Origin of the sequence: Halalkalicoccus sp. CGA53, assembly GCF_036429475.1 — an archaeon.
GTDB classification, from domain to species: Archaea; Halobacteriota; Halobacteria; order Halobacteriales; family Halalkalicoccaceae; genus Natronorarus; species Natronorarus salvus.
This window is the reverse complement of record NZ_CP144125.1, coordinates 1,996,190-2,012,235: the sequence shown is the minus strand read 5'-3', so window position 1 is coordinate 2,012,235 and position 16,046 is coordinate 1,996,190. Positions and strand designations below refer to the sequence as shown.

16 protein-coding genes are annotated in these 16,046 nt (G+C 57.8%); 4 read left to right on the top strand and 12 right to left on the bottom strand.

Translation table 11 applies throughout. The features are described 5' to 3' along the window. Positions 1-17 precede the first annotated feature (17 nt). A complete protein-coding gene (locus tag V2L32_RS11975) occupies positions 18-497 on the bottom strand; it encodes a VOC family protein (protein ID WP_331232634.1) in 480 nt (159 codons plus the stop codon). Positions 498-602: 105 nt separating this feature from the next. Then, positions 603-1,067 carry a DUF6069 family protein gene (locus tag V2L32_RS11970; protein ID WP_331232633.1) on the bottom strand — a complete coding sequence of 155 codons (465 nt, stop codon included), beginning with the start codon at positions 1,065-1,067 and terminating at the stop codon, positions 603-605. Positions 1,068-1,193: 126 nt separating this feature from the next. Here V2L32_RS11970 and V2L32_RS11965 point away from each other — a divergent pair, with 126 nt between their 5' ends. Next, positions 1,194-1,613, top strand: a complete 420-nt coding sequence (locus tag V2L32_RS11965) for a winged helix-turn-helix transcriptional regulator (protein ID WP_331232632.1) — start codon at positions 1,194-1,196, stop codon at positions 1,611-1,613. A gap of 829 nt (positions 1,614-2,442) precedes the next feature. Here the strand turns inward: V2L32_RS11965 and V2L32_RS11960 are convergent. The 7 genes from V2L32_RS11960 to V2L32_RS11930 form a co-directional block, all read right to left on the bottom strand. After that, positions 2,443-3,252: a CPBP family glutamic-type intramembrane protease gene (locus V2L32_RS11960; protein WP_331232631.1), complete on the bottom strand. Its 810-nt coding sequence runs from the start codon at positions 3,250-3,252 to the stop codon at positions 2,443-2,445. A 303-nt stretch (positions 3,253-3,555) separates the two neighbouring features. After that, positions 3,556-4,020, bottom strand: a complete 465-nt coding sequence (locus V2L32_RS11955) for a class I SAM-dependent methyltransferase (RefSeq protein ID WP_331232629.1) — start codon at positions 4,018-4,020, stop codon at positions 3,556-3,558. A gap of 306 nt (positions 4,021-4,326) precedes the next feature. Further along, the gene (locus V2L32_RS11950) at positions 4,327-5,262 is read right to left on the bottom strand and encodes a DUF7351 domain-containing protein (protein WP_331232628.1); all 936 of its coding nucleotides are present in this window, start codon (positions 5,260-5,262) and stop codon (positions 4,327-4,329) included. Positions 5,263-5,488: 226 nt separating this feature from the next. After that, entirely contained in the window at positions 5,489-5,884 is a 396-nt protein-coding gene (locus V2L32_RS11945; protein WP_331232627.1) for a hypothetical protein, read from the bottom strand. 39 nt (positions 5,885-5,923) lie between these two features. Further along, positions 5,924-6,817 (bottom strand): CPBP family intramembrane glutamic endopeptidase, encoded by an 894-nt coding sequence (locus tag V2L32_RS11940; protein WP_331232625.1) that lies wholly within the window; start codon positions 6,815-6,817, stop codon positions 5,924-5,926. Positions 6,818-6,845: 28 nt separating this feature from the next. Next, positions 6,846-7,166 carry a DUF5518 domain-containing protein gene (locus V2L32_RS11935; protein WP_409348441.1) on the bottom strand — a complete coding sequence of 107 codons (321 nt, stop codon included), beginning with the start codon at positions 7,164-7,166 and terminating at the stop codon, positions 6,846-6,848. 249 nt (positions 7,167-7,415) lie between these two features. Further along, positions 7,416-7,991: a hypothetical protein gene (locus V2L32_RS11930; protein ID WP_331232623.1), complete on the bottom strand. Its 576-nt coding sequence runs from the start codon at positions 7,989-7,991 to the stop codon at positions 7,416-7,418. 207 nt (positions 7,992-8,198) lie between these two features. On the opposite strand from V2L32_RS11930, the gene V2L32_RS11925 reads away from it, so the two are divergent. Beyond that, entirely contained in the window at positions 8,199-9,671 is a 1,473-nt protein-coding gene (locus V2L32_RS11925) for a phytoene desaturase family protein (RefSeq protein ID WP_331232622.1), read from the top strand. A gap of 139 nt (positions 9,672-9,810) precedes the next feature. On the opposite strand, the gene V2L32_RS11920 is transcribed toward V2L32_RS11925, so the two are convergent. Both V2L32_RS11920 and V2L32_RS11915 read right to left on the bottom strand, forming a co-directional pair. Next, positions 9,811-10,656 (bottom strand): hypothetical protein, encoded by an 846-nt coding sequence (locus V2L32_RS11920; protein WP_331232621.1) that lies wholly within the window; start codon positions 10,654-10,656, stop codon positions 9,811-9,813. After that, positions 10,653-11,099: a hypothetical protein gene (locus V2L32_RS11915; protein ID WP_331232620.1), complete on the bottom strand. Its 447-nt coding sequence runs from the start codon at positions 11,097-11,099 to the stop codon at positions 10,653-10,655. Before V2L32_RS11915 ends, V2L32_RS11920 begins: the two co-directional genes overlap by 4 nt. Positions 11,100-11,440: 341 nt before the next feature. On the opposite strand from V2L32_RS11915, the gene V2L32_RS11910 reads away from it, so the two are divergent. Both V2L32_RS11910 and V2L32_RS11905 read left to right on the top strand, forming a co-directional pair. After that, positions 11,441-12,517, top strand: a complete 1,077-nt coding sequence (locus V2L32_RS11910; RefSeq protein ID WP_331232619.1) for a bactofilin family protein — start codon at positions 11,441-11,443, stop codon at positions 12,515-12,517. A 303-nt stretch (positions 12,518-12,820) separates the two neighbouring features. Continuing rightward, positions 12,821-13,243 (top strand): ester cyclase, encoded by a 423-nt coding sequence (locus tag V2L32_RS11905; RefSeq protein WP_331232618.1) that lies wholly within the window; start codon positions 12,821-12,823, stop codon positions 13,241-13,243. Positions 13,244-14,393: 1,150 nt separating this feature from the next. On the opposite strand, the gene V2L32_RS11900 is transcribed toward V2L32_RS11905, so the two are convergent. Next, complete coding sequence (locus V2L32_RS11900) at positions 14,394-15,947, bottom strand: S8 family peptidase (RefSeq protein ID WP_331232617.1); 1,554 nt, start codon at positions 15,945-15,947, stop codon at positions 14,394-14,396. Positions 15,948-16,046 lie beyond the last annotated feature (99 nt).

Genomic DNA, 16,046 nt, shown 5'->3' with positions numbered 1-16,046 from the left:
CTTCCATCAGGGAGAGATCAATCCTCATAAACGGTGACGTTTGGAGCGATGGTGGCGCCAGCAGGCTCCTCCGTCGGCGCTTCAGCCTCGACGTGGTCGACGTGGGTCGCGATGGTATCCGGGAGGGTTTCGACATCGGGCCACATGAACTCGACGCGATTCCCACTCGGGTCCCGAATATAACACTGTACGACGCCGTTCGGGAGTGCCCGTACGTAGCCAGTGTCTTCATCGATGGCACCTCGGTCTTCGGCGCGGTTCCACACCGTCTCGAAATCGTCGACGATCAACGCGAAGTGCTGGTGCTTCGGTCTCTGGTCCCCTCCCCCTCGTTCGATGAGGTGGAGCTGTTGACCGCCGAACTCGAGCCACGCATAGGGAGTACCGAAATCAGGCGTCGGCACTCGTTCCATCTCGAAGAGATCGGTGTAAAACGCTACGGCTTCTTCGAGGTCGTCCACGTCGATGGCAACGTGGTTGAGTAAACAGTCGACCATGGGTGTCTCACGCTCCTCTCACTGATATATCGGGAGGGTCGCGAACCGAGACGTTCTTACAGAGTGATGATCCTCAGAGTTGGTACTTCCATCTGTCAGGCTACTCTACCGGCTACTGAGATACTGGCTCTGATGGTGGGCCCGGAGTAGCACTCCGACGATGACCACTGCGGCGGTGACGTGCATTAATCCGAGCGTGACGAAGACATTTAGAGGCGCACCGGCGATATCGGGTGCGAGGAACATCGCGAACGACAACACAAGCACGACCCCTGCGATGATCACGAACGTGCGATTCGGACGGACCGCGTATCGGGTGATGAGTCCGTAGACGACGGTCGCTCCGATTGCAGCTACGGCTGAATTGATGATCACCGGCCCGGCGGCGAGCGGTCCGAATGTGCCTCCGACGAATTCGGAGGGGTACTCGAGTAGTGTTAATCCGAGGGTGAGGACGAGGAGATTCACTCCGCTCGCGCCGACGAGCGCGAGCAGGCCGTACTTGACGAGTCGAGACGCTCGGACTGCGTTGGGTTTCTCGGTGTTGATCGTGGCGTGTCTGAATGCCATATCCAGTGCTACAGCACCTGAAGTGATATACTATTAAGTTAGGAGTTATGAAGCAACTCAGCTCTCCCTAGGCTACTTAGGGAGTTCGAAGGAACAAGCTATACGACTTCAGAGAGAAGAGTCGGTATGGTCGAGCCATCGCACGCCGAGGAGTTCATCGAGACGATTCTCTCGAACGAGACGCCGAGACCGCCCGGCTCGGAACGAGCGGAGAAGGACAATCGGACGATGTCGAGGCTGCTGAACCTGCTCGGGAAGAAACACACCATCGTGATCCTCCACCAGTTCGCGACCGGCGAGGGGCCGTTTCGGTTCGGAGAGATCGAAGCGGTCGTCGACATCGCGCCGAACACGCTTTCGAACCGACTCGAGGAACTGACCGACGTCGGATTACTGACCCGGACGGCGTACAACGAGATTCCACCTCGCGTCGAGTACGACGCGACGGAGAAAGCGAGGGACCTGGCGCCGGTCTTCTGGTATCTCGGTGTCTGGACCGAGCGCCACGACCTCGAACCGATAGCACCCACCGACGGTAGTGAATGACCCACGCCCCGATACCTCGGTCTCGACCCGAACTCCGAATTTCGAAACGTCGTACTATCACACGCTATCTCGCGAAGGCGTACCGACGGGACCGGTAGTCACTTAAAAACGGTATGAGCACCAGAACGCGAGTGTTCCCACTGCTGACCGAGCCGTAGCCTGTTGCTCCGTGTCAGACCGTGCAAATTCATCGCTGGGTGAATCCATGTGACCGTGCAACACAGGCAATGGGGTGAGCCGTTCCATGACCGACACACAACCTGATACAAACGAGGTATATAGAGATTCACCGGTCCGTCTCGGGCGGCCGTCCCGTGATCGACTCCTGGACGTGTGGTGAGAGACCACCGCTCGTGCTGGCCTTCGGTAGCCACGGAGACCACCTGCCCAACGAACTTCGTCGTATTATTCCACCGGGTTTCGAAGAAAGTGAACCCTACACCGTCCATACTTCCACCATCGTACCTGAAGTATTCTTTCCCGGATGGCACGACCAGTCTGCTCGGAGGAACCCCTCAGTTTCGTCACCTGCCTGGAGGCGGTGGCTCCCCGGTCCGGGTCCCGACACAGAAACGAGGGGATTACACTCAGCAAGCTGGTGAATCTAATTGTGCTCGGACCTGCTGTGGTGGTAGCGTTGGTATCAGAACCGCTCCAATTTGCTGCTGCAATCCCGCCAACCTACTGGCCGGTGAAGGCTGTCGTGGCTGGTATCACTGGCGATCCATTTTGGACGTTGTTTCTCCTCGGTGGGCTCGTTGTGCATCTACTCGGGATAGCTGTTCTCGGTCGGTGGTTTGCCAGCAGGGCAGACTGATACAGACGTAACTCAGAGAGCTGGCTGAGAATCCGTTCGAGGCTGTAGAGTACCCAGAGAAAATGTAAGACTCCCACCTCGCCAGTAGCACCAACAAATCACGAGCACGATACCGAAGACGTTCGAGACGATGATCGGGATCCCACTCATCGGTGCTGTGAGCCCGGTTGTGGTACTCTCTACGACAAAGACCGTAGGAACGCCCTCTAGTTCCGCCACACCATTAATACCAAAGACGTTGCTCGAAACGTAGTTGAACCCGAGATGCAACCCTATCGGCAATGCCAACTCGCCGGTCAGCAAGTACGCAACTCCCCACAACAATCCGGCCGATAAGGTCCAGAGAGCGGTAAACCACGCAGAGTGACCTTCCGAAACCGCTCCGGGAACGTTGATAAGAGCGAAAACGACAGAACTGCCGATCAGTGCGAACAGGGCAGCGGGCACTCGAGAGTGACCTCGTTCGGTGAGACCCTCGATCCCGTTTATCATAAAGACGCCACGGAAGACGAGCTCCTCCCAGAACGCTACAGCGATGAATCCAATAAAAAACGCAGAGAGCCACACGGGAGATACGGAGCCAATCATCAACCCTCCTTCGGGGAGAATCAACCATCCGAACCGGTACGATACGAGGAACGTCATCACGATGGTGAGGCTCCCAAGTACGATACCCGCTATAAGATCGGCCCACCATTCGCGAGATATCCGAAATCCATACTTCACGAATGGACGCTGATCGAGATGTCGGGCAGTAGCGCGAACAACGACGAAAACGACGAGTGCGGTCGCTATCCAAGCGACCACCAGAACCGTTCCCATCGGCGCACCCGCGGCGTCGACGATTACAAACGAAGCCACGAACGTCAGTAGACCCGACAGGAGTGGGACCACTATCCGCCACACAGCACGGATACGGTCCCGGCTTCGTCCCCAGACGACCGACCGCACAGCCGTAGCGAGAGGAGTGCGCATCGTTTCTCACTCCGGACTGGCCACGATGGACGTGATTCTGCCGAACTGTCCCGTCTCGGCTGCGTCGATGGATAGACCTGCTCGCTGGACGACCTCCAGCGGTTCCTGAGTTATCCGACAGCCGGCTTTCTCGTAGTGGGCATCGGCCCGTCACTCCTGATACCGTGCGATCAGGCCGACGTCGCTCCGACCGTGTTCGACGAGTAAGATTCGACCCGTCGGGCTACAGACCCGTTCCATCTCCTGGAGGGCGGTTATCGGGTCCGGAAACGTACAGGTCGAGAGCGACGAAATCACGGTGTCGAAGCTGTCGGATTCGAACTCGAGTGACTGGGCATCCATGTGAAAGAGCGCCCCCTCTCTGTCGAGTCTGTCCAGTTCCTGTCTCGCGTAGCCTACCATCTCCTCGCTAATGTCGATGCCAACGAGTTCGACCGACTCGGGCAGATACCTGAAGTTCGTCCCGGTGCCGCAGGCGACATCGAGCACGCGGCCCTTCGCGTTGGAGAATCGTCGGCGACGATATCGGCCAGTCAGCAGCCGATTGAGCCGATCGAATCGGTCGCTCCACTTTGCATACCGTGAATAGGATTCTTGAATGTCTTCGCTCGACATCGACGTGGTCACTTCGGGGCCTTTCTCTCGAGTGCCAATAGTGGACGTCTGCTGTATATTCGCTGCCGTGTCAGTTGCTTCTTTCGAGCTCATGGGTTCGGATCACCGCTTTCCGTACTCCCAGAGTCGTTGGTACCTCTCTATAAGTATTATTTAGAATTTGACATACTACCAGGGCCCTTGCAAAACTACGTTTGAGTCACTCAGGCCCGATATACGAGTTGACCACTCGACGTATCTGGTTGAAGTGGATTTGGGTACGATTCTCTCAACGGTCTTTTTGTTAGTGATTTCGGATATCGTGGGTCAGTCGATGGTCCGCCGGCGGACGCGCTCGGTTCGAACCACCTCTCCAGTCTCGTCAAGGGAGACTCGAAGTGCGGCGGAGCCCTGTCGCAGTATCACCCGATATTCTGTGGAATCTGTCTCGGTTCGCTCTGACGTCCACCGTCCCTCGCGAACGTGATGATGGAACTCCCAGAGCCCCGTCTGCATGAGGTCGATACCGTGGTCCCAGTGAAACGCGACCGACGACGGATGGTAGGCGACGGCGTACGTCAAAAGGCCGCTATAAATACGTAAACACTGCTGACACTCATCAATCGTGACGAAACTACCGTCTAAAGCCGAGATTCCTGTCTCCTCTACTATCGCTACCTCAGTGTCGACCCGCCCAGCACACGCCGGACAAACACCCTGTTGTACTAACATACAGTCCGTAGCCTGTTTGTACTTGAGTGATTCGAGAAGGTCAGTTCCGGTACGACAGCGTGTCTGAGCTGGTGTGATCATATATCCCGTTACGGGACGTTCACAGTCAGAGCACTGAATCATGAAGAACTGATCGTGCAACATCGCTTCGAGAGCGGACTCCCCGCAGTACAGGCAGCATCCGTTCGTCTCAAGCGGCCCGAAATCCAATGGCTGGAGGTAATTCTCTGCAACGATGAACCGGATTATCTGCTCGCCGGCGTGTGTAAACGAGTACCCGTTTTCACCTTTCCGGAGAAACGTCCCAGTGAGTTCGCCGAGGTGATACGAGAATTTGGAGGTGTTATCGACCTCGACGCGTTCGTATATGTCCGAAAACGGCATCTCTGCGACCAGGGTACCCGTTCGCCCCTCGTCGATCCCGGCACGTATTTTCTCGTTCTGTGCGCTGGCGACGGCCCGTAAGATACCGACCCGTATCTCGTTGGACAGCAGTCCGAAGGCACCATCCGCGGTCACTTCCCCCGTCATTCTCACTACCTAAGACAGTACCTCTTATGAAACTACAGCTGTAAGCCTCTCTGTCATCTGAAAACGATCCTCACGAGCACTCACCAGAAACGAGCGTGACCGGACCGTTGTAGATCACTCTCGACTACTCTCGATAGACTCGTGAGTTCGGTCCCTCAGGACCCATCTTCGGATCCCGACCGACGACACCACCGGAACCCACTCGAGTAGCGAACGTCGGAACGTTTCACCCGTCAGTGCGGTGTTTTCTGAGTTCGTTGACCGCGAGAAAGACGTAACCCAGTCCAATTACCCGGACTCCCGGTGTGAACCCCTCGTTCCACTCTACGTCACGGGGGTGCTCGTAGACGAGAGTGCTTGCGATTCTGCGATAGATGTCCGGAAAGAGAAGTACGAGCGCACCAAACGCTCCCGTGAGGGTCATCATACCAGCAAACGCCCGTCCACCGACCAAACTCGCGACTGTGATTACGACACCCTCCGCTCGGATCCCCGTCCCGAGCCACGGCCTCGTCGAACACTCGTCGGGATTGTCGATCGCGAGGGTTTCGAAGAGCTCGATCGTTCGATACGGAAATAGTGCCGAGAGGACACCGAGTCCACCGACGATCAGTCGCGTCATGATCGACCATACGACGGGGTTCGACGTGACTCTACCGAGCTATTCTGATCGCGGTAACGCTTCGCCTTCGGCTTCGGCAGTAGTCGAGGAATCTGTTCGGTGGGCAAGAAGGCTAGTGCCGACGGCTGCTATCACGACGAGTGCAAAGAGCCAGGTCAGCACGGTATTGGAGAGATTGAGCGTGAGGAGTGCTCCCCAGTCCACGATCTCATCGACGATGACGAGTTCGACATCGAGCGGGACTAACACCCCCGGAAGCGAGTTCATGCTCCCGTGCATTATCATCGCGAGCAGGATGCTGCCACCGGAGCCGTTGTAGACCCAGGCCAGCAGCACTGAGAACCCGATAATACCGACGAAGTATGCTACCTGTGAGGCGACCGGCCACTGAGCGTGTGGTGCGAAGGGATCGAAGAACAGAGGTAGGTGCCACGCTCCCCAGGCCAGGCCGATAACAACCGCCGCGGTAAACGCACTGTAGCGCTGTTGTAACTCGGGCTGCGCGAGGCCACGCCAGCCGATCTCCTCCTGTCCTCCGCCGACGAACGTCCCGAGAAGTATCCCGAACGCCAGCGTGAAAAGCGCCGGAGAGAACGCACTGAAATCGATCGGGCCGCCCATCAGGTCGGCGAGTACGGCAGATCCCACCCCGACGGCGGCTGGAATACCGATCGCTGCTGCGTACCACTTCGGGTGGACACGCCATCTGACGATCCCTCGCGCCCACCCGCGGAGATCGTCACCGCTGACGTGAACGACGATCACCGCGGCGATGGCAGGTCCGGACGCGCTGAGAAACCCGCTCAGAATCCATCGGATCCAACTCATCTCCATGCCGGCGAGAATAACGAACCCGTTGACGCTCCAGGAGATAGCGAACGTCAGCAAGAAGAACGCGCCGAGACGGTGGGTCCGAATCCAGTTCGTGATCATGTGATCGGTAGTCGTCCCTCGTACGTTCTCACCGGGGGACCGGACTGTCCCTGCTCACAGGGCTGGATTCTGTCTGGAGGTACGTCCCGACGTATCCACTCACGACGCTCAGTTCGACGAACCAGAGTGCCAGTATCGGGAGCATGATCGGGATGACGATCACGAGTTCCACTTCCCCAGGAACCATGCCGCTCCCGCTTACCGTCACGGATACCAGACCGGAAACCAGTACGAAGCGTAGGGAGGCTGTGGCGAGCGCTCCCGAGATGGCTCTCGCTCTTGCTCCGCGACGTGGCGTTCCGCTTCGGAGGAAGCCGGCGATACCTCCTCCCAGAAGCGGAGAAAGCACCGTGAACGACAGGAGGACTGACGACGGCACCGATAGCTGCGTCGATCCACGTATTCTCGACTCTCATACGTCTTGTAGATCACTACCTCTCAGCATAACCCCGCTGTAGGTTCTCTTATTTCGGGAACGAGCATCCCTATTCACCCCACCTTGCTGAAGAATCATAGATTCCATCGAGTTCGAGGGAAATGAGCTTGATCGTTCTTTCAGCGGCATAGAGTGCCTCGTTCGCTCACTAGTGGGATCGGATCACTGTTCACCACCCCGTTCCATTTCGCGGACATCGTACGGTAGCAGTAGGAACTGGACGAGGTTCCAGTATCCGAAGAGAAGGGCCAATAACACGATCCACGCAACGCCGATGTCCGATAGGGTGAGGTGACGAAGAACGGATCCCGCTGTCCCCGTATCGCGGAAGACTAGCGGTGGGAGCAGGAATACGACGGCGAACGCGACCCAGTTCAGGACTCGAGACGACTTGAATAGCAACGAGTTCCACCCAGTCGGTGAAGCGTTTTCGAACGAACGGAGCGCCTCGTTCGTAAAACGGGTGACGAGGATCACGCCGATAACAAGTACGACGAACGCGAGGTGGCTTACCCCCCTCGAAACGAACGGCTCTTGGAGGAGTGACAGAACGAGCACCGTCGAAAAGTACGCGATGATGAGCTGCGCTCCCCGGATGGTCATAGTTTCCATCTGATCCCGGAAGAGATCGTACTCCCTCCATCCCGATTCGAGATAGTAGATCGTTCCGAGAAAGACGAGTCCGATCATCGTCGCGGAAATGGTGGCGAGAAGTCGCCAGAATTCAGGCTCGATCACAGCTCGCTCCGAACAGAGGACTCGCTGTGAACGGACAGCCCATTTCGTCCCTGCATAGCACCCGGTCGACGACCACGATTATCAATGTATAGAGAGGAACTAACTAGCGAAGGCCACCCCACGAGCTGTTCACGGGTTACGAAACGTCATTTATCGGATGACGAAAGCAACAAACTATTTCCGAGCCTGTTGCTACCACAACGGTGAATGGAGGAGCGTTCTGTTACCGTAGTCGGTGGCGGGTTCGGTGGGATGTCCGCGGCGTGTTACCTCGCTTCGGGTGGTGCGGACGTAACCCTCTTGGAGAAGAACGACCGGCTTGGCGGTCTCGGTGAACAGTTCTCCGCGGAGGGGTTCCAGTTCGATTCGGGGCCAACCTGGTACATGATGCCGGACGTTATCGGTCGGTTTTTCAAGGACTTCGGGCGGTCACCGGCGGATTACTACTCGCTGAAACGGCTTGATCCGAGTTATCGAGTCTACTTCAAAGACGGCGACAGCGTCGACATCACGACCGACCGAACCGTGCTGTGTCGGCGGTTCGAAGCGTACGAGCCGGGGGCTGGTGACGCCCTCAACGAGTATCTCACCGCCGCAAAACGGACCTACGAAGCTTCGATGGAGACGTTCGTGTATACCGACAGACCACGATTCCGCGACTGGGTCGGACGGGACGTCCTGGAGGCGGGACCGATTGGGCTGGAGCTGTGGGGGAGTCTCGACGGGCACACGAGGAAGTTCTTCGATTCGCAGAAGCTCCGACAGATCGTGCAGTACACCGCGGTGTTTCTCGGTGGATCCCCCCGAAAAACGCCGCGGCTGTACCACATGATGAGTCACATTGATCTCACCCAGGGGGTGTACTATCCAGAAGGTGGGATGGGCGGTGTCGTGAACGCCGTCGCGGACCTGGCCACGGACTTGGGTGTGGCGATCGAGACGGATGTGGAAGTCACCGAGATAGCCCGAGGTCGCGATGGATTTTTCGTGGCCGCCGGCGACAGGATCTGGCGAGCAGACGCGGTGGTGAGCGATGCCGATTACGCCCATACCGAGTTAGAGCTCCTCCCCGGACACGAACGCCAGTACACACCTGAGTACTGGGAGAAACGGGAGTACGGGCCATCGGCGTTCATCACGTTCCTCGGTATCGACCGAGAGCTGCCGGAGCTCGAACACCACAACATCGTGATGCCCGTCGAGTGGGACGGTCATTTCAGGCAGCTCTACGAGGAGTGCACGTGGCCGACCGACCCGGTCTACTACGTCTGCAACGTCTCCAGAACCGATCCGACGACCGCTCCCGAGGGACAGTCAGCGCTGACGATCTCGACGGCGATTCCAGCCGGGTCGGAGGATTCGCCGAAGAGACGGACGCGGTACTGGGAACGGATTTTGACCGATCTCGCGACCTCGACTGGTGTCGACGTCACCGAAGATATCGTCTACGAGCACACCCGGACAGTCTCCGATTTTGCAAGTCGATTCAACGCCCGACACGGTTCGCTCGGACTCGCCCAATCCCTGCGGCAGACCGGCCCGGTCCGTCCTGGTCACCGCTCGAAGGCCGTCGACGGGCTGTACTACGCCGGATCGGCGACCAACCCCGGCGTCGGAGTTCCGATCTGCTTGATTAGCGGAAAGCACGCAGCCGCTTGCGTACAGGAAGATTTCAACTAGAGGATTCTAACAACGAAAAGGCGTAGATACCCTAACCGATGACCGAACGCGCGCGGTCCGTAACTTTCATTCTAGCAAAATGTTCAGCATGTCGGGGTTGACTATATCGAGTCTACCTCCCATCGCGTGCGGATTGACTTCATGGCCTCGATCCACGTCCCTTACTGGTCGAAATAGTACCGAAAGACAGTTTTCGGAGGTATGTCCCTGCGAACACCAGACCGATGAGAGGGGGGACGAGCGTTCCGACCAGTATTGGCAACGATATCACGATCCCTTCTTGGAGATCGACTACCGTGATCGCGGTCAGTGCCGGAGCGACGAGGGCAGCGAATACGAGTAACACGCCGGTACAGACGTATCCCCACGGTCGCTCCCACCGGAGCCAGACCGCCGTGATGGCGAGGCAGGGAACGAGGATTCCGAGATCGATCACGTACGTATGAGCAGCCTCCGCTCCGAGCTGTACGATCGCCGATGGGGTTTCCCCTGTGACGAGTGCGGGTACGATATCGAACAGCCACATGGACGTGAGTCCGACCGCAGCAACCGCGAGGAACCCCCCGTAGAGAGTCGTCGAGAGATCACCACGTAATGCCCCGTGGATCCGGTTCGGGTCCGTCGTTGCGACCCCACTGAGGAGGGTGAAGACCGACAACGCGAACAGTGCGACGTATCCGAGAAAGAAGTCGTTGTACGCGACGACGAACGCGTAGTGGGTCCACATGTAGGCCATGAAAGCGAGCGAGCCGAGCCACACGATTCTGCCACGAAGCGATCCCCGCGTTGCAAACAATAGACCCACCGTGAGCACGGGGGCGCCGATCACGAGGAGCACCGCGTCCTGTGCGTAGACTCGTAGAAGGACTTCCGTGGGATCGGCATAGTGTCCGTCCCGGAACAGACCGAGAAGGCTCGAAACGATAGAGAGGACGACGATCAGTACCGTCGAACCGATCTCCCATCTATTCGGTGAAACGGTCATGGGTCTCGACGGGCCGCGAGATACGAGCCAAAGAGGAGTGGAGCGACGAGCAAGGTCAGCGGGACAAGTATCCACACGTAACCCGCGAAGACGTTATACTGAGCGAGCGTTTCGCTCACCGGTATTCCCTCGAGATGACCGATGAGGAACTCGAGCCCGACAGTCAGCACGACCCACAGTACACCGACGAGCAGCAGCTCTGTCTGCGTATAGTTTATAGACGATTTCCTGAAGTACGCGTACGATAGGACGAGAATCGCCGTTATCAGAATAGCAGTACTGACGAGATGGCCGATATACTCCCCGACTCGAGGGATGAGCACTGTTTCCCTGACTACCCCGTTCGAGATGGCAACGACGGCCATCATCATCCAGAGACCGAGTGGGAAACTGAAAACCGACGCTCGAACTGCGGGTCTATCTGTTGTGACGTTCAGGAGCATGTGGACCGTTCTTGATCTCTCCCACATGCAACGGGATATACTATACGCTGGGGCCCGGTCGATCTCACGAACGAGGACCATTCGGTGGTCGGTGATCTACTCGAGCGGATCGTTGCATCGAAAGGCCGGTTCACCTTCGGAATCGGTAGGCAGCGGCCAACTCCAATGGGCTTCTCGGCACCCCTCACCGACGCTTCCCTCGCCTCGGATCTGATCGTTTCAGTTCTTCTCCCGATCAATCGCCGGTATGTGGTTCCGATCTGTGTTCTTCGATAGTATCAGCTGATAGCAGAGGGACGTAAACTGCAAATGGTTATGATCGGGCAGGGTGTGTAACTAGCATGAGAATCACAATCAGTAGACACGTTCTCGTTTTTCTTGTCGTCGGTGCACTCGTCCTCGGTCTGATTCCCGGTATCGCAGCAGCACAGACCGGAGCCAGTGGGACCGTTATCGTTGAGGAGGGAGAGACGGTTTCGGAGGTGAATGCCGTCGCTGGAGCGATACTCGTTCAGGGGACGGTCACCGGTGACGTCTCGGGAGCCGCCGGAAACGTACTCATCGAGGGAACGGTCGAAGGTGACGTCAGCACTGCTACCGGAAATCTACGTATCACCGGGGCTGTCGACGGGGATGTTGCCGCTGGTGCTGGCGATATCCACATCGACGAAGGTGCGACTATCGGCGGTGACCTCGATGCCGGGGCAGGTACCATCCGCATCGATGGTGCAATCGGTGGTGACGTGACGATTGGTGCTGATACGATCCAGCTCGGAGACGAGGCCGAAATCGCCGGATCGCTGACCTACGACGGCACTCTCGAGGGAAACCTCGACGCTGTTGCCGGGGAGATCACCAGGGACCGAACGATTGGCGTGAGTATCGGTCCTGACCTTCAGCCGCTCGCTTCGTGGGTATTCACCGTGTATGCGTTCGTCCTCAACCTCCTCCTCGGAGCGGTGTTGCTCGCGCTGTTTCCGCGCTTCTCGGAAGACGTCGCTGACCGCGTATCGACCGAGCCAGTTAAAACGGGGCTGGTAGGTCTCGGCCTCTTCATCGCCGTCCCGCTAGTGCTGGTCCTGGTCGCACTGACGGTTATCGGTATCCCGCTCAGCATCGGTGGGGCGATAGCGTTCGCGTTTCTTCTATGGATCGGGGTAGTGTACGGCCGATTTGCGATCGGTGCGTGGCTACTATCGCTGGCCGGGATGGACAACCTGTGGCTGGCGCTGGTCGGAGGATTGCTCGTTGGTGCGGTTCTCTCGCAGGTGCCGTTCATTGGTGGGTTGTTGAACGTCGTGATCTTGCTCCTGGGATTGGGTGCGTTGGCGACAGGACTCTACGAGTACCGTCGCCGGAGTCGACCATCATCTGCCCCGGCCCCTCTCGGAGAGACACCCGCCGACGAACTTTCGTAGTTGAGCGGTGAGGGATATTCGTCTTCAGATAGAAATCGCAGATCGCTCTTTTGAAGGGATTATCGGTAGGCAAGACAGGTTTCGAGGTGGTTTGTAGAACCCGTGTCGGCTGGGGAGGAGCTCGTTTATACGAAGCAGACGTAACGTGATACCGGTTCGGTAGCTCGTCGAGTCTCCGCTGGATAGATGACGCGTATCGTTCACTCGTTCCCCGGTAGTTCGAACCTCTTCGATCAACCCCTGCAGGCGTTGCACGAGGTGAGTCTATGTGGGTGTGTCCCATAGTAGAGGAGAAACCCTACCATGGCAGAGCAAACAGCACGAGACGGAGAGGAGGTCGCACGTGCCGCAATGGACGTCCATAGTGGAGACGTATCGAAACTCGACGTTTACGCCGAGACGGTCAGTCGCTATGATCCGTTCCTGCCCGATGAAGGGGCGCACGGACGGGACGCGTTCGAAAACGACGTTCGTGACGTGAAGACGGCGTTTCCCGACGTGCGAGTGACGGCTGACGACATGCTCGTCAGCGACGACGTGGTCATGATCGAATGGACCTGGACGGGCACACACGAGGGGGAGTTCGCTGGTATCCCACCAACTCAAAACACCGTCGAAGTACGGGGGATGATGAAACTGGTGATCGAAGACGGGCAAATCCAGGAAGAGCGGAGCTATTACGACGCCCAGGACCACCTCACACAGCTCGGTGTCTCAGACGAGTGATCCTTCTCCTCATCGAAAATATCCTCTGTTCCATCGGCCCCGTGAATCTCGTTCGTTCGTACCAGATTCGCCATCGGTCGATCGGTCGGTACGCGTGGGAACCCATCACTTCGATCGAGACTGACATCTTCAGATCAGCACCGGACGGTAGTCCAGTCAGACTTCGGGATGGGTCGAAATACTGTCGCCAAAGCACGTCCAATCGTGGTCACCGCGCCCGGCATCGACACCCGCGGAGAACAGTCGGTGTAACGCCCTGTAGTCCCTGTATCGAGACCCACAGCTTCGAGGTAGTCAGCATACTCGGCTGCACCGTCCGCCCAGGTCCGAACCGATGCCTCGACGTTCGTTGGACCGGCTGGATCGGAGTCGGTCACTATCGTCTTGAGCAGGTCTTCGGTGTGAGGTGAGTAGAGCGTTCGAACTGCGTCGGCACACCAGTCCAAGGAGAGGTCGTTGCGCTCGGCACTGTCGAGGTGAGGGTGTTTTGAGAAGCGAGCAGGTCGTGGCGAGTGGTGATTATGCAACTCGTAGGTCTGCTCGAATAGACGCTAGACGCGACTCTCTCGAAGTTGGAAAAACAAGCGACCCCCCGACACTCACAGGGGTCTTCGGGGTAGGCCTGCACTCGGTGTGTCTCTCGGTTAGGGAGACGCCCACCATCCTCGAGTAGATGGGCGTCAATCGCTCGCATGGAGCGGTCCGGTCGTGGGCGTATCGGCTAGCGGACCGCCAGTCCGAACCCGCCGTCGGTCACGAGAACTCCGTTCTCGTGCAGTCCAGTGGATCGTGCGGCGTTCTGAGAACGGCGTTCCTGCATCGACTGACGTAGAATCACGACCTCTCGGAGGCGGTGGTTCTAGCGGATGGTTTGGGCTATCTGACTGGCCTCTCCCGATTTGGATCGAGCGGTCGGCTCGATTACTCGGAGAGATACCTGATCGAGAAGTGGTTTCAGACGCTCGCGATGCGTACAGACCGCTTTTATATCTCATAGTGGGGAGGTCGGAAAAGCGCGAGACGTTGGATCCGTCGCTTCGCTCTTCGCTACGATTTTCAACGAACGAATCAAGCGTTGGACAACCGCATACTTGCCGAGTAGGTTCTCATATAGACAGCCCAATATAGATTATTGTAGATCGGTTGTAATTTACCCGTCGACGCGGATGAGGGTATTCAGCGCATTAATTCGACCGGCGCCGAGTTCGGGATCGCTCCGGCCAGTAGCTCCCTCGGCGCCCTGCTTGATCGCATTCACGACTCGCCGTGCGTTCATGTCCGGTTCGAGTTCCCGGACGAGGGCGACGACTCCTGCGACGTGCGGCGCCGCGAAAGACGTCCCACCCTGCCACTCATACGTGTGTAGATCCAACTCCGGAATGTACATCGTCGAAATAATTCCGTTGAGCGGGAACGGGTATTCACCGGTCGTACACGGGAAACACTCCGCGATGAAATTCTCGTTGACTACCGGGACCGGAAACACTTCGTCGGGAAACGCGAAGCACACTTCAGTATCTACCCCTGATCCCGGAAATTCCCGATCTTCCGGGTCGATGAACTCCGCGAACGGGCCGTCCGGGAAGTCTGGATCGACCGGCTCGAACTGAGCGATGTATTCAGCGTACCCACAGTAACTCTCGACTGGATCTGCCATCCCACCACCGGGTGCGGCGACGTCGATCACATTCGTCCCGTAATTCGAATAGAACGTCAGTAGCTCGTCTGCTCCCGTCGCACTCGCTGCAACCGTACCGGCCATGCTGGCACCGAACACTACCTGCCCACCCTGCTGCAAGTTCGTTGCGGAGTTCCCCGCGGCGTACACGACGACGGTGCCGTCCCTGACGGCGTGATTGGCGACACGCTCGTCGGCCGCCCTGATACCGCCTGCATTCACCTGGGGCGGTAACGGTACCGTTCCGAGGCTCAGGTTCGCGACGTCGGCACCGATTGCAGCAGCATACTCCGTTGCGAGCAGGATGTCGACAAATGTGGTGGTACCTGCTGGCGTAAACACGCGAATCGACACCAGTTCCGCGTCCGGGGCGGTACCGAGTATCCCATTTCCTTGCGCAGCAGCGATTCCGGCCACCATCGTTCCGTGGCTAAAGAACACGTCGACTGGCTCTCCTGCATCGATTCGCTCCCCTTCGATGAACGCGACACTCTCGTCTTCGTTGAGATTCCCGAGATCGGGATGTCCGGGTTGAATCCCGGTGTCGATGATCGCGATTTTCGTCCCTGCACCCGTCGCGATATCGTGGGCCTCCGGGACGCCTATCTGTGGCTTCTCCCACTGGAAGTCCCACAACGTCGGTGGTTCCCCGCCCTCATCACCGCTCGCAACCGATTCAAAGTCGTGTTCGATACCGCTGTTGACGGTGTCTTGAAGCTCTATCTTAAAGTCCAGCGTGACGTCCTGAACGCCGTTGATGGCTTCGAGGGTTTCCTGCTCGTCTTCTGGTCCGACCACGATCAACACCGTTTCGTCGGCGAGCGCTCGGGTGACGTCGAACCCCGCGTTCCCGATCCGATTTCGAGCATTTCGATTCGCTGCTACGATATAGCGCTGTTCCCCACCGGTTGCAGCGACGATTCCTCCGAACACCGCCGACACCCCCGTCGTACCAGCGAGGATTCCTCCCGCTGAGGCTCTGAGTATGTCACGTCGTCTTACATTACTTACGTAATTCCTTGGCATGGTAATCCCCTCACCACGCCTGTAAAAGCGGCTTCTTCCACTTTCAGTTCCGTATCGTACGGAGCTAGGTTTGCTTTCACCGTTAGTGGTGAGTGGTAC

What these genes read in the sequence shown, in the direction of transcription:
- V2L32_RS11975 (WP_331232634.1), bottom strand. Translation starts at nt 497, where the DNA reads ATGGTCGACTGTTTACTCAACCACGTTGCCATCGACGTGGACGACCTC.
- V2L32_RS11970 (WP_331232633.1), bottom strand. Translation starts at nt 1,067, where the DNA reads ATGGCATTCAGACACGCCACGATCAACACCGAGAAACCCAACGCAGTC.
- V2L32_RS11965 (WP_331232632.1), top strand. Translation starts at nt 1,194, where the DNA reads ATGGTCGAGCCATCGCACGCCGAGGAGTTCATCGAGACGATTCTCTCG.
- V2L32_RS11960 (WP_331232631.1), bottom strand. Translation starts at nt 3,252, where the DNA reads ATGGGAACGGTTCTGGTGGTCGCTTGGATAGCGACCGCACTCGTCGTT.
- V2L32_RS11955 (WP_331232629.1), bottom strand. Translation starts at nt 4,020, where the DNA reads ATGTCGAGCGAAGACATTCAAGAATCCTATTCACGGTATGCAAAGTGG.
- V2L32_RS11950 (WP_331232628.1), bottom strand. Translation starts at nt 5,262, where the DNA reads ATGACGGGGGAAGTGACCGCGGATGGTGCCTTCGGACTGCTGTCCAAC.
- V2L32_RS11945 (WP_331232627.1), bottom strand. Translation starts at nt 5,884, where the DNA reads ATGACGCGACTGATCGTCGGTGGACTCGGTGTCCTCTCGGCACTATTT.
- V2L32_RS11940 (WP_331232625.1), bottom strand. Translation starts at nt 6,817, where the DNA reads ATGATCACGAACTGGATTCGGACCCACCGTCTCGGCGCGTTCTTCTTG.
- V2L32_RS11925 (WP_331232622.1), top strand. Translation starts at nt 8,199, where the DNA reads ATGGAGGAGCGTTCTGTTACCGTAGTCGGTGGCGGGTTCGGTGGGATG.
- V2L32_RS11920 (WP_331232621.1), bottom strand. Translation starts at nt 10,656, where the DNA reads ATGACCGTTTCACCGAATAGATGGGAGATCGGTTCGACGGTACTGATC.
- V2L32_RS11915 (WP_331232620.1), bottom strand. Translation starts at nt 11,099, where the DNA reads ATGCTCCTGAACGTCACAACAGATAGACCCGCAGTTCGAGCGTCGGTT.
- V2L32_RS11910 (WP_331232619.1), top strand. Translation starts at nt 11,441, where the DNA reads ATGAGAATCACAATCAGTAGACACGTTCTCGTTTTTCTTGTCGTCGGT.
- V2L32_RS11905 (WP_331232618.1), top strand. Translation starts at nt 12,821, where the DNA reads ATGGCAGAGCAAACAGCACGAGACGGAGAGGAGGTCGCACGTGCCGCA.
- V2L32_RS11900 (WP_331232617.1), bottom strand. Translation starts at nt 15,947, where the DNA reads ATGCCAAGGAATTACGTAAGTAATGTAAGACGACGTGACATACTCAGA.